The organism is Nocardia transvalensis NBRC 15921 (assembly GCF_000308875.1).
Lineage (GTDB): Bacteria > Actinomycetota > Actinomycetes > Mycobacteriales > Mycobacteriaceae > Nocardia > Nocardia transvalensis.
The window spans coordinates 1-14,355 of the sequence record NZ_BAGL01000049.1 but is presented as its reverse complement, the minus strand read 5'-3'; the positions used below and the strand labels follow the sequence as shown (position 1 = coordinate 14,355).

General features: G+C 68.9%; 13 protein-coding genes. 10 read left to right on the top strand and 3 right to left on the bottom strand.

Annotation, left to right across the window (positions count from 1 at the left end; all coding sequences use genetic code 11):
* Positions 1–50: 50 nt before the first annotated feature.
* Positions 51–1,532, top strand: a complete 1,482-nt coding sequence (locus ON41_RS14540; protein ID WP_246829527.1) for an MFS transporter — start codon at positions 51–53, stop codon at positions 1,530–1,532.
* A gap of 71 nt (positions 1,533–1,603) precedes the next feature.
* On the opposite strand, the gene ON41_RS14535 is transcribed toward ON41_RS14540, so the two are convergent.
* Entirely contained in the window at positions 1,604–3,139 is a 1,536-nt protein-coding gene (locus tag ON41_RS14535) for a DHA2 family efflux MFS transporter permease subunit (RefSeq protein WP_040748169.1), read from the bottom strand.
* A gap of 108 nt (positions 3,140–3,247) precedes the next feature.
* Between ON41_RS14535 and ON41_RS14530 the strand changes: the two genes are divergently transcribed.
* The 6 genes from ON41_RS14530 to ON41_RS14505 all read left to right on the top strand — a co-directional run bounded on the left by ON41_RS14530 (position 3,248) and on the right by ON41_RS14505 (position 8,870).
* Complete coding sequence (locus tag ON41_RS14530; RefSeq protein WP_040748155.1) at positions 3,248–4,816, top strand: alpha/beta hydrolase; 1,569 nt, start codon at positions 3,248–3,250, stop codon at positions 4,814–4,816.
* Between the two features lie 100 nt (positions 4,817–4,916).
* On the top strand, positions 4,917–5,093 hold the full coding sequence (locus ON41_RS14525) for an NfeD C-terminal domain-containing protein (RefSeq protein WP_306307780.1): 177 nt from the start codon (positions 4,917–4,919) through the stop codon (positions 5,091–5,093).
* A 16-nt stretch (positions 5,094–5,109) separates the two neighbouring features.
* Positions 5,110–6,210, top strand: a complete 1,101-nt coding sequence (locus ON41_RS14520) for an SPFH domain-containing protein (protein ID WP_040748153.1) — start codon at positions 5,110–5,112, stop codon at positions 6,208–6,210.
* Positions 6,211–6,248: 38 nt separating this feature from the next.
* Positions 6,249–6,644, top strand: a complete 396-nt coding sequence (locus ON41_RS14515) for a cold-shock protein (protein WP_040748152.1) — start codon at positions 6,249–6,251, stop codon at positions 6,642–6,644.
* Positions 6,645–6,735: 91 nt separating this feature from the next.
* Positions 6,736–7,818 carry an ATP-dependent DNA ligase gene (locus tag ON41_RS14510; RefSeq protein ID WP_184782279.1) on the top strand — a complete coding sequence of 361 codons (1,083 nt, stop codon included), beginning with the start codon at positions 6,736–6,738 and terminating at the stop codon, positions 7,816–7,818.
* On the top strand, positions 7,815–8,870 hold the full coding sequence (locus ON41_RS14505) for a DNA polymerase domain-containing protein (protein ID WP_040748151.1): 1,056 nt from the start codon (positions 7,815–7,817) through the stop codon (positions 8,868–8,870). The genes ON41_RS14510 and ON41_RS14505 overlap by 4 nt, the downstream gene beginning before the upstream one ends.
* A 4-nt stretch (positions 8,871–8,874) precedes the next feature.
* On the opposite strand, the gene ON41_RS14500 is transcribed toward ON41_RS14505, so the two are convergent.
* The gene (locus ON41_RS14500; RefSeq protein WP_040748150.1) at positions 8,875–9,519 is read right to left on the bottom strand and encodes a TetR/AcrR family transcriptional regulator; all 645 of its coding nucleotides are present in this window, start codon (positions 9,517–9,519) and stop codon (positions 8,875–8,877) included.
* A 1-nt stretch (position 9,520) separates the two neighbouring features.
* The gene (locus ON41_RS14495) at positions 9,521–10,666 is read right to left on the bottom strand and encodes an acyl-CoA dehydrogenase family protein (protein ID WP_040748149.1); all 1,146 of its coding nucleotides are present in this window, start codon (positions 10,664–10,666) and stop codon (positions 9,521–9,523) included.
* Between the two features lie 196 nt (positions 10,667–10,862).
* On the opposite strand from ON41_RS14495, the gene ON41_RS14490 reads away from it, so the two are divergent.
* The 3 genes from ON41_RS14490 to ON41_RS14480 all read left to right on the top strand — a co-directional run.
* Positions 10,863–11,738: an alpha/beta fold hydrolase gene (locus ON41_RS14490; protein ID WP_040748148.1), complete on the top strand. Its 876-nt coding sequence runs from the start codon at positions 10,863–10,865 to the stop codon at positions 11,736–11,738.
* Between the two features lie 368 nt (positions 11,739–12,106).
* Complete coding sequence (locus ON41_RS14485; protein ID WP_040748147.1) at positions 12,107–13,561, top strand: SDR family NAD(P)-dependent oxidoreductase; 1,455 nt, start codon at positions 12,107–12,109, stop codon at positions 13,559–13,561.
* 492 nt (positions 13,562–14,053) lie between these two features.
* Positions 14,054–14,355, top strand: a 302-nt coding sequence (locus ON41_RS14480; protein ID WP_040748167.1) for a DUF2784 domain-containing protein, incomplete at its 3' end; no start/stop codon positions are given.

Genomic DNA, 14,355 nt, shown 5'->3' with positions numbered 1-14,355 from the left:
TTCACGATAATTCACTGGCACGGCGTTCGATTTCATCGTACGGTGTGCGAGTGGAATCGAACGCTGTACGAGAAATGTCCGGGGACATCACCCGAGACCCGCGTCGCTGGTGGATCCTCGCGGTCCTGTGCCTATCGCTCCTGGTGCTGATGATCGACGGCACCGTCCTCAACATCGCCATCCCGCCGCTGATCGAGCAGCTGCACGCCACCCCCTCGGACGTGCAGTGGATCCTCGACGCCTACGTCCTGGTCTTCGCGGGCCTGCTACTCACCGCGGGCAGCCTGTCCGACCGGTTCGGGCGCCGCCGCATGCTGATCACCGGCCTGGCCCTGTTCGGCGCGGCGTCGCTGGCGGCCACCCTGGCGACCGAACCGTGGCAGCTCATCGTGGCCCGCGCCGGAATGGGCGTCGGCGGCGCGGTGCTCATGCCCTCGACCCTGTCGATCCTCATGACCACCTTCGACGAGAGCGAACGCCGCAAGGCGATGGCCGGCTGGTCCACGGTGTCCATGGTCGGCATCGTGCTGGGCCCCACGCTGGGCGGCCTGCTGCTGCAACACTTCTGGTGGGGATCGGTGTTCCTGCTCAACATCCCCGTCGCGATCGTCGCGATCCTCGCGGCGGTCACCCTGATGCCCGAGACCCACGGCGAGCAGCGCCCGGTGGACGCCGCCGGCGTGGTGCTGTCGATCGTGGCGCTCACCTCGGCGGTCTACGTGATCATCGAGCGCGAGTGGAACATCCCGGTGATCGCGCTGGCGATCGTGGCGGCGGCCGCGTTCGTCTACTGGGAGTCCCGCTCCCCGCATCCGATGCTGCCGATCCGGGTGTTCCGCAACCGCGATTTCACCGGCCCGTGCCTGACGCTGCTGCTGATGATGTTCGGGATGGGCGCGGTGATGCTGATGCTCACCCAGTACCTGCAGTTCGTGCTCGGCTTCGGCCCGATGAAGGCGGGCCTGGCGCTGCTGCCGTTCGCGGTCGCCTCCGCGGTGTGCAACGGGCTGGGCGCCACCCTGGGCAGGAATCTGAGCAACAAGACGCTCATCGTGGCGGGCCTGCTGGTGATGGCCGGCGCGTTCGCCGTCCTCGCCAACGCCGACAGCTACCTGTGGGTCCTGGTCTCGATGCTGGTGATGGGCATCGGCGGCGGCCTGGCCGGTCCCGCCGCCTACACCTCGATCATGAGCGCCATCCCGCTCGAGCACGCCGGAGTCGGCTCGGCCATGAACGACACCCTCCAGCAGGTCGGGCAGGCGATCAGCATCGCGGTGCTGGGCAGCGTGCTGGCCGGGGTGTTCACCTCGCACATGCCCGAGGACGTGCCCGCGGCGGCGCGCGACAGTATCGGCGCGGCCTTCCAGCTCGGCTTCGCCGATCAAGCCAAGTCGGCGTTCACCACCGCCATGGCCTACGGCTCGTGGATCAGCGCCGGATTCGCCGTCGCCGCGGCGGTTCTCGGCCTGATCCTGCTGCGCACCCGCAAGACGGGCGCCGCTCCGCAGCCGGAGACCACGCCGGTCGCCTGAGGCTCGGCAGACGAAAAACGCGCGGGCCCAACGGTTCTCACCGTGGGCCCGCGCGGCGGGTATCGAATTTCTCAGTGCCCCATGAGGACCGGCGCCTCGGCGCCCTCGGGGGTCTTCGGTTTGGTGCGGCGCAGGAACGCCGCCGGGATCAGCGTCACCAGCACCAGCACCACGGCCACGATGTAGGTGTGCGCGAACGCGCTCGCGGCCTCGGTGAAACCCTGGTCCAGCGCGCCGGGCGGGAGTTTCGAGGCGATGGACGGGTCGTAGTGCGAGCCGATGGCCGCCTGCGCGAACTGCTTGTCGTTGAGCAGGTTCGTCAGCACCACCGACATGACCGCGGTGCCGATGGACGCCGAGGTCTGGTTCACGATGTTCATCAGCGTCGACCCGCGCGCCACCTGCTGGTGGGTCAGGGTCTGGATGGCGGCGGTCATGGTCGGCATCATCGTGCAGCCCATGCCGAGACCGGTCACGAACAGCGCGCCGCCCAGCAGCCAGTAGGACGTATCGGCCTCCAGCTGGGTGAAGAACGTCATGCCCGCGGCGATCACGACGATGCCGGTGAGCACGATCTTGCCGGGGCCGATCTTGTCGACCAGCCGGCCCGCGATCGGCATAGTCAGCATGGCGCCCAGACCCTGTGGCGCGAGCAGCAATCCGGCGTCCAGCGCCGACTCGCCGCGCACCTGCTGCAGGTAGCTCGGCAGCAGCAGCCCGGAACCGAAGAACGCCACCGCGAAGAACAGCATCGTCAGCACCGCGAAGGTCATATCGCGGTTACGGAACAGATGCAGATCGATCAGCGGATGCTCGGTGCGCAGCGCGTGCACCACGAACAGCGCCATCAGCACCAGCCCAATCGCCGCCGGGATCAGCACCTTGCCCGCCGCCACCGTGTGCTCCTCGGGGATCGAGGACACACCGAACAGGAACAGCGCCAAACCCGGTGAGGCCAGCAGCATGCCCACGAAGTCGAACGACTGCGACGGTTCGGGCCGGTCGGACGGCAGCATGACGAACGCCAGGATCAGGGCGATGGCGCCGACCGGCACGTTGATCAGGAAGATCCACTGCCAGTGGAACCCGATCAGCCAGCCGCCCAGGATCGGCCCGAGGATCGGGCCCAGCAGCATCGGCACGCCGAGCACCGCCATCACCCGCCCCACCCGCTGCGGGCCCGCGGCGTGGGTCATGATCGTCATGCCCAGCGGCATCAGCATGCCGCCGCCCAGACCCTGGATCACACGGAAGGCGATGAGCGAGGGCATATTCCACGCCGTGGCGCACAGGATGGAGCCGAGGACGAAGAACACCAGCGCCAGCATGTAGAGGCGTTTGGTGCCGAAACGGTCGGCGGCCCAGCCGGTCACGGGAATGACGCTGGCCAGGGCGAGGGTGTAGCCGGTCATCGCCCAGGCGGCGATGGCGTAGCTGACGTCGAATTCGGTCTGGAACTTCGGGATGGCGACGGTGACGACGGTGATGTCGAGAATGGACATGATCGCGCCGAGCACGACCACACCGGCCACCTTGAACACCGCGGCATCGAGCTTGTCAGGCGCCGTATTCGACGCCGGCGCCTGCGTATCCGGAGGAGGGGTCACCGCTTCAGCCTGCCAGGTGCCCCGGGGAATGACCAGCACCTTTTTCGGGGGGCAGATCGGGTCGCGCGGCCATACACTCGATTCGGGGTGTATCGAGGGGAGGCGCGCATGGCGAGAGATCCGGCGCGCAGGTCCCGGCGGCCCGGCAGCCCGGCCACGCTCGGGCGAGCCGCGGTCCTGGCCGTCGTGGCGATCGTCTCCGCCACCGCCTGCGCAGTACTCCCGGTCGTGCGCCCGCCCGACTTCTATCCGGCCGAACTGGCCCGCTTCTACACCCAGACACCGCGCTGGGATTCCTGCGCCGACATGACCGCACCGGACACCCCCGTCTCCCCCGAAACCCGGTGCGCCACACTCACCGTGCCGCTGGACTACGACCATCCCGAGGGCGCCACCGTCGAGGTGGCCGTCTCCCGCAAACCCGCCACCGGCGACCGCCTCGGCGCACTGCTGTTCAACCCGGGCGGACCGGGCCTGCGCGGACTGGCCATGGTCGACTCGGTCGACGGCACCCGCCTGGCGCAGCGGTTCGACCGCATCGGCTTCGACCCGCGCGGCATCGGCGCCTCGACGCCCCGGATCTCCTGCGGCGACCCCGCCGCCTACTTCGACGCCTACGCGCCCTGGTTCGACACCACCCCCGAAGGCATCGCCGAGAACGAGGCCATGAGCCGCGCCATGACCGCCCACTGCGAAAAACACAGCGGCACACCCCTTCTCGCGCACGTCGGCACCCGGGAGGTGATCCGCGACATGGACATCGTGCGCGCCGTCGCCGGAGCCGACCGCACGATGAACTACGTCGGCTACTCCTACGGCACCCGCCTGGGCTGGGCCTACGCCGAACGCTTCCCCGACCGGGTCCGCACCATGACACTCGACGGCGTCATCGCACCCCAGGAGGACACCTACACCCGCACCCTGCACGAGCACGCCGCCTTCCAGCAGGCCTTCGACTCCCTCGCCATGGACTGCGCCCGCCGCGCCGACTGCCCGCTCGGCCCCGACCCCGCCCGGGCCCCGCAGCGGCTGCGCGAACTGATCGTCCCGCTACAGACCGACCCGCTGCCCTCGCGCCGCGACCCCGCCACCCGCCTCTACTACGGCGACGTCCTGCAACGCACCCAGAACGCCCTCTACTCCTCCCGATCGTGGGACGCCTTCCTCGCCGCGCTGCGCGCCCTGCGCGACCACGACCCGGACCCGATGCTCGGCCTGCCCGCCCGCCTCGGCAGAACACCCGACCCCGAACGCACCGCCGAGGAGGACGCCCGCCAGGCCGTGCTCTGCGTGGACGAACCACCCATCCGCGACCGCGCCGTCAACGACCGCCTCGACGTCGAATCCCGCCGTGCCGCACCGTTCCAGGACGACGGCCACGGCACCGGCCACGCACCCCTCGACGCCTGCGCCTTCTGGCCGGTCCCGCCGACCGGCGCCCCGCACCCGCTGTCGATCCCCGGCCTGCCCACCCTGCTCGTGGTGTCCACGACCTACGACCCCGCCACGCCCTACCAGGCCGGCGTCGACCTCGCCGGGCAACTCGGCGCCCGCCTCATCACCTACCGCGGCACCCGCCACACCGTCGCCCTCACCGGCCACTCCCCCTGCGTCGACGCACCCACCGTCGACTACCTGCTCACCCGGCGCCCACCCGCCCGGGACCTGACGTGCTGAGATGGATGGCACATCGTCGCCCGGCAGAAAGTTCCCCACGATGACCGACCCGATACCGGGGTTGACCGGTACGCTCACATCGCCGATCCGAGGCGCAGGCATGCTCGGGGAGGTCCTGGTCGCGATCCGAGGGGGAACCGAGATCTACATCGCACGAGCCGCCGAACCACTCGACGCGGGCGCCACCGTCCTCGTCGTGCAGGTCCATCCGGGGCGGATCGTGGACGTGGTGCCCTGGATACCGCTGGATCCCGGGCCGGGGGAAACAATCGAATAACCAAGGGAGACAACAAGTGCTGGGGTACCACGTCCCCGACCCCGACGAGGCCATGCTCGTCAGCGGGGGCCGCGCCAAGGACAACGCGCCGTTCACCGTCGTCATCGGCCGCGGCGCCTGGGTGATGCCGTTCTTTCGGAAGGTCCGCTATCTGTCGCTGGCCATGTTCGAGGCCGAAATCGGCGAACGCTGCGTCACCAGACAGGCCATCCAGCTCGACGTGCGCGCCGTGATCGCCTTCAAGGTCGCCAACGACACCCCGTCGATCGTCAATGCCGCGCAACGATTCCTGTCCGAACAGGAACGGGAGATGTCGGTACTCACCGGCCGCATCTTCTCCGGGCATCTGCGCTCGATCGTCGGATCGATGACCGTCGAGGAGATCATCCGCGAACGACAGAAACTCGCCGACGAGGTGCTGGTCGCCTCCAAGGTCGAGATGAGCAACATCGGCCTGTGGGTCGACTCGTTCCAGATCCAGTCCATCGACGACGGCGACCTCGGCTACATCGCCGCCCTCGCCGCCCCGCACAACGCCGCCGTCCAGCGCGACGCGCAGATCGCGCGGGCAGCCGCCGCCCAGGCCGCCGCGGAGGCCGAACAGGCCTCGGTCCGCAAACAGGCCGAATACCAGCGCGAGACCTCCATCCTGCAAGCCGACTACCAGCGCGACGTCGACAAGGCCAACGCCGAAGCCGCCCAAGCCGGACCCCTCGCCGAGGCCATCGCCCTGCAGGAGGTGCTCACCGCGCAGGCCGAACGCGCCCGCAAGGAGGCGAACCTGCGCGAACAGCAACTGCAGACCGAGGTCGTCAAACCGGCCCAGGCCGAAGCCGAACGCGTCCGCGTACTGGCCCAAGCCGAGGCCGACCGCACCCGCATCCAGGCCGAGGCCGCCGCCTCCAACAACCGCATCGCCCTGGACCAGCTGCTCATCGAACAACTTCCCGAGATCGTCAAACAAGCAGCTCAGGGCCTGTCCAACGCCAACCTGACCGTCCTCAACGGACCCGACGGCGTGGGCGAGCTGGTCAACGGAATGGTGGGTCAAGGGCTCACCGTCTTCAACTCTCTCCAAAAAGCTCTTTCCTCCGACAACGACCAGCAGGACGGATAGAGTGACCGAACAGGGACCGCGACGAGGAGCAGGTGTAGGTGTCCATCGGGAAATTGGTGTCCTTCGATAGTTCTCGGGGATTCGGCTTCATCCGCCCGGAAGACGGTGGCCCCGATGTATTCGTCCACGTCAACGACATCGGACTGGACGAAGACGAATTGCGGCAGGGGCGCGTCTTCGAATTCGAGGTGACCGAGGGCGACCGCGGACCCAAAGCGGTCAACCTCACCGCGGTCGGCGGCACACCCGCACCGGCCGCGCCACGTCACCGCAATCGCGAACGCGCCGCCGGGCCACTCACCACCGCCGAACACCGGCGACTGATCACCGAGCTGCTGCTCGACGCCAGCCCGGCCCTCACGGCGGGCGAAATCCTCACCATCCGCGACCGGCTGACGGCATTCGCCGATCAGCACGGGTGGCTGGAGAACTGAATCGGCATACGATCTTGCTGAGCGGTTGCGGGCGATGAATTACCGTCGCCCGCACCGTCGGTATCGGTGAGACCGACCCGAGGAGGATCGCGTGGACCTACCCGTCATGCCGCCCGTCAAGCCGATGCTGGCCAAATCGGCCTCCGACCTGCCCCGCGATCCGGATCTCTACTACGAACCCAAATGGGACGGATTCCGCTGCATCGTCTTCCGCGACGGCGACGAGGTCGAACTCGGCTCCCGCAACGACCGCCCCCTCACCCGCTACTTCCCCGAACTCGTCGAATTGCTGACCGCCGCACTGCCCGACCGCTGCGTCATCGACGGCGAGATCGTCGTCGTCACCGAACAGGGCCTCGACTTCGACACCCTCCAGCAACGCCTGCACCCCGCCGCCTCCCGCGTCACCAAACTCGCCGCCGAGACCCCCGCCAGCTTCGTCGCCTTCGACCTGCTCGCCCTCGGCGACAAAGACCTCACCGGCGAACCGTTCGCCGAACGCCGCCGCATCCTCGAATCCGTCGTCGACAACTCCCACGAACGCCTGCACCTCACCCCACTCACCGGCGACCCGCAGATAGCGCAGGACTGGTTCACCCGCTTCGAGGGCGCCGGCTTCGACGGCGTCATGGTCAAGGCCACCGACCTGCCCTACCTGCAGGACAAACGCGTCATGGTCAAGGTCAAGCACGAACGCACCGCCGACTGCGTCGTCGCCGGATTCCGCTGGCACAAGGACGGCCAGGGCGTCGGATCGCTCCTGCTGGGCCTGTTCGACGACGAGGGCAACCTCCACCACGTCGGCGTCGCCAGCAGCTTCACCGCCAAACGCCGCAAAGAACTCGTCGACGAACTGGCCCCGCTGCGCGAGAACGCCCTCGAGAACCATCCGTGGCGCCGCTGGGCCGACGCCGCCGCCCAGGCCACAGCCGACGGCAAGATGCCCGGCGGCATCAGCCGCTGGACCGGCACCAAGGACCTGTCCTGGGAGGCGCTGCGCCCCGAACTCGTCGCCGAGGTCCGCTACGAGCACGTCATGGGCGGACGACTACGGCACGGCGGACGCCTGGTCCGCTTCCGCGACGACCGCACCCCCGCCTCGTGCACCTACGCCCAGCTCGACGAGGTCGCCCCCGCCGAACTCGCCGACATCTTCGCCGAGGCCACACGGTGAGCGCCACGATCGAGATCGAGGCCGACGGCCGCACCGTCCCGATCAGCAATCCCGACAAGATCTACTTCACCAAGCGCGGCGAGACCAAACTCGACCTCGTCCGCTACTACCAGGCCGTCGCCGAACCCTTCCTGCGCACCGTCCGCGACCGCCCGGTCCTGCTGGAACGCTATCCCGACGGCGCCGGCGGCAAATCCTGGTTCCAGAAGCGGGTACCCAAATCCGTCCCGGACTGGCTGCGCACCACCGTGGTCTCCACACCCAACGGCACCACCAGCGACGCCCTCGTCGCCGCCGACCTCGCCCACATCCTCTGGGCGGTCAACCTGGGCTGCCTGGGATTTCACGTCTGGCCCACCCACGCCGGCGCCGCCGAGCAGAGCACCGCGCCCGAGGTCCGCGACGCCGCCGGACAGATCCTGCCGCCCACCGGCGTCACCGACGAACTGCGCATCGACCTCGACCCCTCGCCCGGCACCACCTTCGACGACCTGCGCGACACCGCCGCCCGCACCCGCGACCTGTGCACCGAACTCGGCATCGACGCCCGCGTGAAGACCTCCGGCTCCCGCGGCCTGCACATCTACGTCCTGCTCGAACCGCGCTGGGACGGCTACCAGGTCCGCGCGGCCGCCGTCGCCCTCGCCCGCGAACTCGAACGCCGCCACAGCGACCTCATCACCGCCCAATGGTGGAAAGAGGAACGCGGACAACGAGTATTCATCGACTACAACCAGAACGCCCCGCACCGAACGGTTTTCGGCGCCTGGTGCGTCCGCCCGAAGGTCGGCGGCCAGGTCTCCACCCCGATCGCCTGGGACGAACTGGCAACCGTCGTCCCCGAGGACCTCACCCTCGCCACCGTCCCCGCCCGCGTCGCCGACCTCGGCGACCCCTGGGCCGACCGCACCCCCCAGTCCATCCAGCCCCTCCTGGACATGTCCGCCCGAGACCTCACCTCCGGGCTCATGGACGCCCCCTGGCCACCGGTCTACCCGAAGATGCCCGACGAACCCCCGCGCGTACAGCCCAGCAAGGCCCGCAAGCCGTAGAAGCCTATGCCTCGCCCTCGATCTTCGGGAACGACTGAGTGACCAGCGTCAGCAGCATGTCCGCGAGTAGATGATGGACCTGCTCGCGGCTCAGGCTGCCGCGCGTGATCCATTCGCGCCCAGCGGCTTTCACCAGACCGCCGTAGGCGCGCACCAGAGCCCGCAGCTCCGAGCTGCGCTTGGAACCCGACAGGCCCACCATCTGGAGCAGGCGCTCGGCCGCGGCGTCGTCGGCCTCGTCGAGGATGCGCTCCACATCCGGATCGTCACCGATACCCTCGTGCCCGGTCACCTTCACCCAGGTGCTGCCGTGCTCGCCGATCGTATCCAGCAACCACGACACGCTCGCGTCGACCCGCTCGCGCGGCGTCCCCGTCGGCAGCACCATGTGATCCGGCCGCGGCATCGTCACCATGCGGCGCACGACCGCCAGATACAGATCGCGCTTGTTGCCGAAATAATGATTGATCAACCCGCGCGCGACACCGGCCCGCTGCGCCAACTCCGCCGTGGACACCGCCGCGTACGGGCGCTCGCCGAACATCGCGATCGCGCACTCCAGAATCTGCGCGCGCCGTTCGTCGGGCTCGAGCCGGCGCCGCCGCGCCAGCAGATCGGCGTCGGCGGCCGGCGAACCCGTGGTCGACATATCAGAGTGAGCGGGCAATGAGATCCTTCATCACCTCGTTGGATCCGGCCAGAATCCGCAGCACCCGCGCGCCCGTATAGAGCTGGGAGATCGGGTACTCCGTCATATAGCCGTAGCCACCGAACAGTTGCAGACAGCGATCCACCACAATACCCAACTGGTCGGTCAGCCAGTATTTCGCCATCGCCGCGGTCGGAATGTCCAGCTCACCACGCAGATGCTTGACAATCGCATCGTCGAGGAACGTGCGGCTCACCCGCGCCAGCGTCGTGCACTCCGCCAGCTCGAACTTCGTATTCTGCATCGCGAACAGCGGCTTACCGAACGCCTCACGGCCCTTGGTGTACTCGACGGTCAGATCGACCGCCGTCTCCATCATCGCCACCGCCATGATCGCGGTCACCAGCCGCTCCTGCGCCAGCAACTGCATCATCTGATAGAAGCCCTGACCCTCGGCCTCACCCAGCAGATTCGACGCCGGCACCCGCAAGCCGTCGAAGAACAGCTCCGCCGTGTCCTGCCCCTTACCGCCGATCTTGGACAGGATGCGGCCCCGCGTGAACCCCGGCGTCTCGTCACCCACCTCCGCGAAGATCAGCGACACCCCCGCCGCACCCTTCGACGGATCGGTCTTGGCCGCGATGATGATGCCATCGCACAGCCAGCCGTTGGAGATGAAGATCTTCGACCCCGTGATGACGTACTCGTCACCCTCACGCTCCGCGCGGGTCTTGATGTTCTGCAGATCCGACCCCGTGCCCGGCTCCGTCATGCCGATCGACAGCACCATCTCGCCGCTCGCCGCCTTCGGCAGCACCCGCCGCTTGAGCTCCTCGGACCCGAACTCGTTCAGGTAGGGCGCGATGATCGTCGAGTGCACCGGCATACCCAGCGCGCCGTCGCCGCAGAAGCTCTGCTCCTCGATGATGGCCGCCTCGTGCGCGAAAGTGCCGCCCCCGCCGCCGTATTCGGCCGGAATCGCCGCGCACAGCAGCCCCAGCTGACCGGCCCGGTTGTACAGCTCGCGGTCGGGATGTCCCTGCGCGACGAACTTCTCCTCGTGCGGGACGACCTCCTTCTCGAAGAAGGTCTTCGCCAACCCCCGGACGGCCTCGACCTCGTCGTCGCTCCATGCGGCGCGCGTCATCGTTGTAGCCCTTCGTCTCGTGCCCGGCCGGCACCCCACCGGCCTCCGGGCATCAGCGTGAACCACTATTGGCGTAATGTCAACAAGACTCGCTCGTCCACGCCACGCGCCTGATTCACCTCGGCATCCACGACGATCGAGCACCGTACTGCCGGTACGATCGAGCGCGACCACCGCCCGTGCCAGGGAGACAGCCATGCCCCAGCCTTCCGACCCCGCGCGGCCCCGCCGCCGCACCGTCCACAGCGGCGACGTGCGCCTGGCCGTCTACGAATACGGCGATCCGCGCGCCGAGACCCTCGTCCTCGTCCACGGCATCACCGACACCCACCGCGTCTGGGACCAGGTCGCCCGCATGCTCGCCGACAGCTTCCACGTCGTCACCTACGACGTGCGCGGCCACGGCCGGTCCACCGAACCCGCACGCGCGCGGGACTATCGGCTCGACCGCCTCACCGACGACCTCTACGCCGTCCTCGACGCCGTCAGCCCCCGCCGACCGGCACACGTCGCCGGGCACGGCTGGGGCGCCTTCCAGCTGTGGGACGCCGCCGCCGATCCGCGGGCCGCCACCCGCATCGCCACCGGCACCGCCCTGTGCTCCCCCGACCTCGACCGCCTCGCCCTCGCCCTGCGCGAACCCCGGCTCCCGACGGCACCCTGGTGGACACTGCCGCGCCTCGGCTGGCGAGTACTGGGACGACGGCTCCTGCCCTGGCCCCGCCTGCGCGCCCGCATCCGACGCGGCACCGTCCCCCTCGCCCTGACCTGGCCCCGCGATCTCCTGGCCGGCGCGCGCATCGTGCACGCCAACCTCGCCCACCACCTGCGCCGACCCCGCGAACGACAGACCGCCGTGCCGATCCAGCTGATCGTCGACCGCGCCGACGCCACCGCCTTCCCCACCGCCGCCCGCCACGTCCGCCGCGGCGCCGACCGCCTGTGGTGCTACCGCCTCCCCGCCGACCACTGGCTACCCGTCACCGAACCCCTCCTGGTCGGCGAGGCGATCGCCAACTTCATCGACGATCGGCGGGCGGACAACGCTCCGATCGAGTACACCTCGCGCTAGCCGGACGTGGTTTCCGGCCAAGAGCGTGCCGGAAACAAGACGGCAGGCGTGCCGGAGGTAAGGGGTGGGTGCGCCGGGGCGAGCGGGGAGGCGCGCCGGAGTTGAGGGGCGGGCGTGCCGGAGTTGAGGGGTGGCGCGCCGGAGGTAAGAGGTGCGCGCCGGAGGTAAGAGGTGCGCGCCGGAGGTAAGAGGTGCGCGCCGGAGGCGAGAGGGTGGGCGCGCCGGAGTGAGACGGTGCTGCGCCAGAGGTGGGCGGGTGGGTGCGCCGGGATGAGGTGGGCGAGGACACCTCCACATTGGCGCGAACGCCGGTGGTGCGACAATGGGGCGGCAACCTACCAGCGCACAGAGGACGAATTCGCACGACGATGGCCGACAACAACTCGACGACCGCAGCGGAAATCGCCATCGATCCCGAGGATCTCGCCGTCTGCTTGCGCGTCCTCGATCAGGTGGGTGAACTCCACAAGGACCATCCCGATTCGGTGACCGTCCAGCGCGCCGTGGGCCACCTGTTCAAACAGCTCAAGCGACGCCGGCGGATCGAGTCCCGCGACGCCAAATCGGCCGCCGACCGCGCCGTCGTCGCCGGCACCGCCACCGGATCGCCCGACCGGATCGATGACGAGACCGCGGGAATCCCCCTGTCCGCCAAGGCCTCCGGCGCGACCGCGGGCACCTTCGTCCGCCCGCGCCCCTGCTACATCTGCAAGCAGCGCTACACCCGCGTCGACGCCTTCTACCACCAGCTCTGCCCGGACTGCGCCGCCCGCAGCCACGCCAAGCGCGACGCCCGCACCGACCTCACCGGCCGCCGCGCACTCCTCACCGGCGGCCGCGCCAAGATCGGCATGTACATCGCGCTGCGGCTGCTGCGCGACGGCGCGCACACCACCATCACCACCCGCTTCCCCAACGACGCCATCCGCCGCTTCACCGCACAGCCCGACAGCGCCGACTGGATCCACCGCCTGCGCATCGTCGGCATCGACCTGCGCGATCCCGCCCAGGTCGTGGCGCTCGCCGACGATGTCGCCGCGCAAGGCCCGCTGGACATCCTGATCAACAACGCGGCCCAGACCGTCCGGCGCTCCGCCGGCGCCTACAGCGCCCTCGCCGAGGCCGAAGCCGGACCGCTGCCCGCCGGCGAACTGCCCGACACCGTCAGCTTCGGCAAGACCATGCAGGCCCATCCGACGGCGCTCACCGCCTCGCTCGCACCCGCCCTCTCCGCCGCCGACGTCACCGGCCTCGCACTCGTCGCGGGATCGGCCACGCCCGAACGCATTTCCCGCAGCATCGCCATCGACGCCGGCGGCCTGGTCCCGGACCTCGCGCACACCAACAGCTGGGTCCAGACCGTGACCGAGGTCGACGCCACCGAACTCCTCGAGGTGCAGCTGTGCAACTCGGTGGCCCCCTTCATCCTCATCTCCCGGCTGCGCCCTGCCATGGCCGCCGCCCCCGCCCGCCGCAAGTACGTCGTGAACGTCTCCGCCATGGAGGGCGTCTTCGCCCGCGGCTACAAGGGCCCCGGCCACCCCCACACCAATATGGCCAAGGCCGCGCTGAACATGCTCACCCGCACCAGCTCCCGCGAGATGTTCGACACCGACGGCATCCTCATGACCGCCGTCGACACCGGCTGGATCACCGACGAGCGCCCGCACTACACCAAGCTCCGCCTCGCCGAGGAAGGCTTCCACGCCCCCCTCGACCTCGTCGACGGCGCCGCCCGCGTATACGACCCGATCGTGCGCGGCGAGGACGGCCACGACCTCTACGGCTGCTTCCTCAAGGATTACGAACCCTCCAACTGGTGAGTCCGGCCTGACCCCTCCCGTCCAGGCTGTGTTTTTGCGTGAGTTCTGTGGGTTCTGGAGCGACACGCGTTCAAGCATCATATGCATCAGTGCGCATAGTTAGATAGCAGTATCTACACCGTAGTCGCAACCCGCACACGCACAATGCGATCCACCAGCGGCCAATGCTGTTGAGGCACAACCGAATCACGGTAGCGGCCGGTCCTCCCTCCGGCTACTGCCCCGGCACGCCCGTCACGAAAGGATGGACGTGCCGACACCCCCTCCCCTACCCCACCACCTTCGATCCATGCCCCCATCTCGACATACTTCCCTGTCCCTCAATGCTTTTCGTTCAAACCTTCTCCGAGGGCGTCTGCCTGGCCCGACAGTAGCGCATCACATGTCTAGATGCGCATATCCGTGTATCGGTATCAGATCACTCCGACGCATTCCGATCACGCTTATCGCCTATTCACGCTCGGTGGCCCGCGACCCTTCTATGCTGGTGAGGTGATGTTCAGGCTGCTGGCCGACACCACCGCGGGTGTCCACTTCCTGTTCGTCGCCTACGTGGTGACGGGCGGATTCCTCGCGTGGCGGTGGCGCTGGACGATCTGGACACATCTGGCGGCGGTCGCGTGGGGGTTCAGCACGGTGCTGTTCACCGTCGACTGCCCGCTCACCTTCCTGGAGAACTGGGCGCGCCTGCGCGCCGGCGACGCCGAACTGCCGCCGAGCGGCTTCATCGATCACTACATCACCGGCGTGCTCTACCCGCGCGACGCGCTCGACCTGGTCCGCGTCCTGGTCCT

Bases quoted from the DNA above. Each gene is read 5' to 3' on its own strand.
- ON41_RS14530 (WP_040748155.1), top strand. From the start codon at position 3,248: ATGGCGAGAGATCCGGCGCGCAGGTCCCGGCGGCCCGGCAGCCCGGCC.
- ON41_RS14525 (WP_306307780.1), top strand. From the start codon at position 4,917: ATGCTCGGGGAGGTCCTGGTCGCGATCCGAGGGGGAACCGAGATCTAC.
- ON41_RS14500 (WP_040748150.1), bottom strand. From the start codon at position 9,519: ATGTCGACCACGGGTTCGCCGGCCGCCGACGCCGATCTGCTGGCGCGG.
- ON41_RS14495 (WP_040748149.1), bottom strand. From the start codon at position 10,666: ATGACGCGCGCCGCATGGAGCGACGACGAGGTCGAGGCCGTCCGGGGG.
- ON41_RS14490 (WP_040748148.1), top strand. From the start codon at position 10,863: ATGCCCCAGCCTTCCGACCCCGCGCGGCCCCGCCGCCGCACCGTCCAC.
- ON41_RS14485 (WP_040748147.1), top strand. From the start codon at position 12,107: ATGGCCGACAACAACTCGACGACCGCAGCGGAAATCGCCATCGATCCC.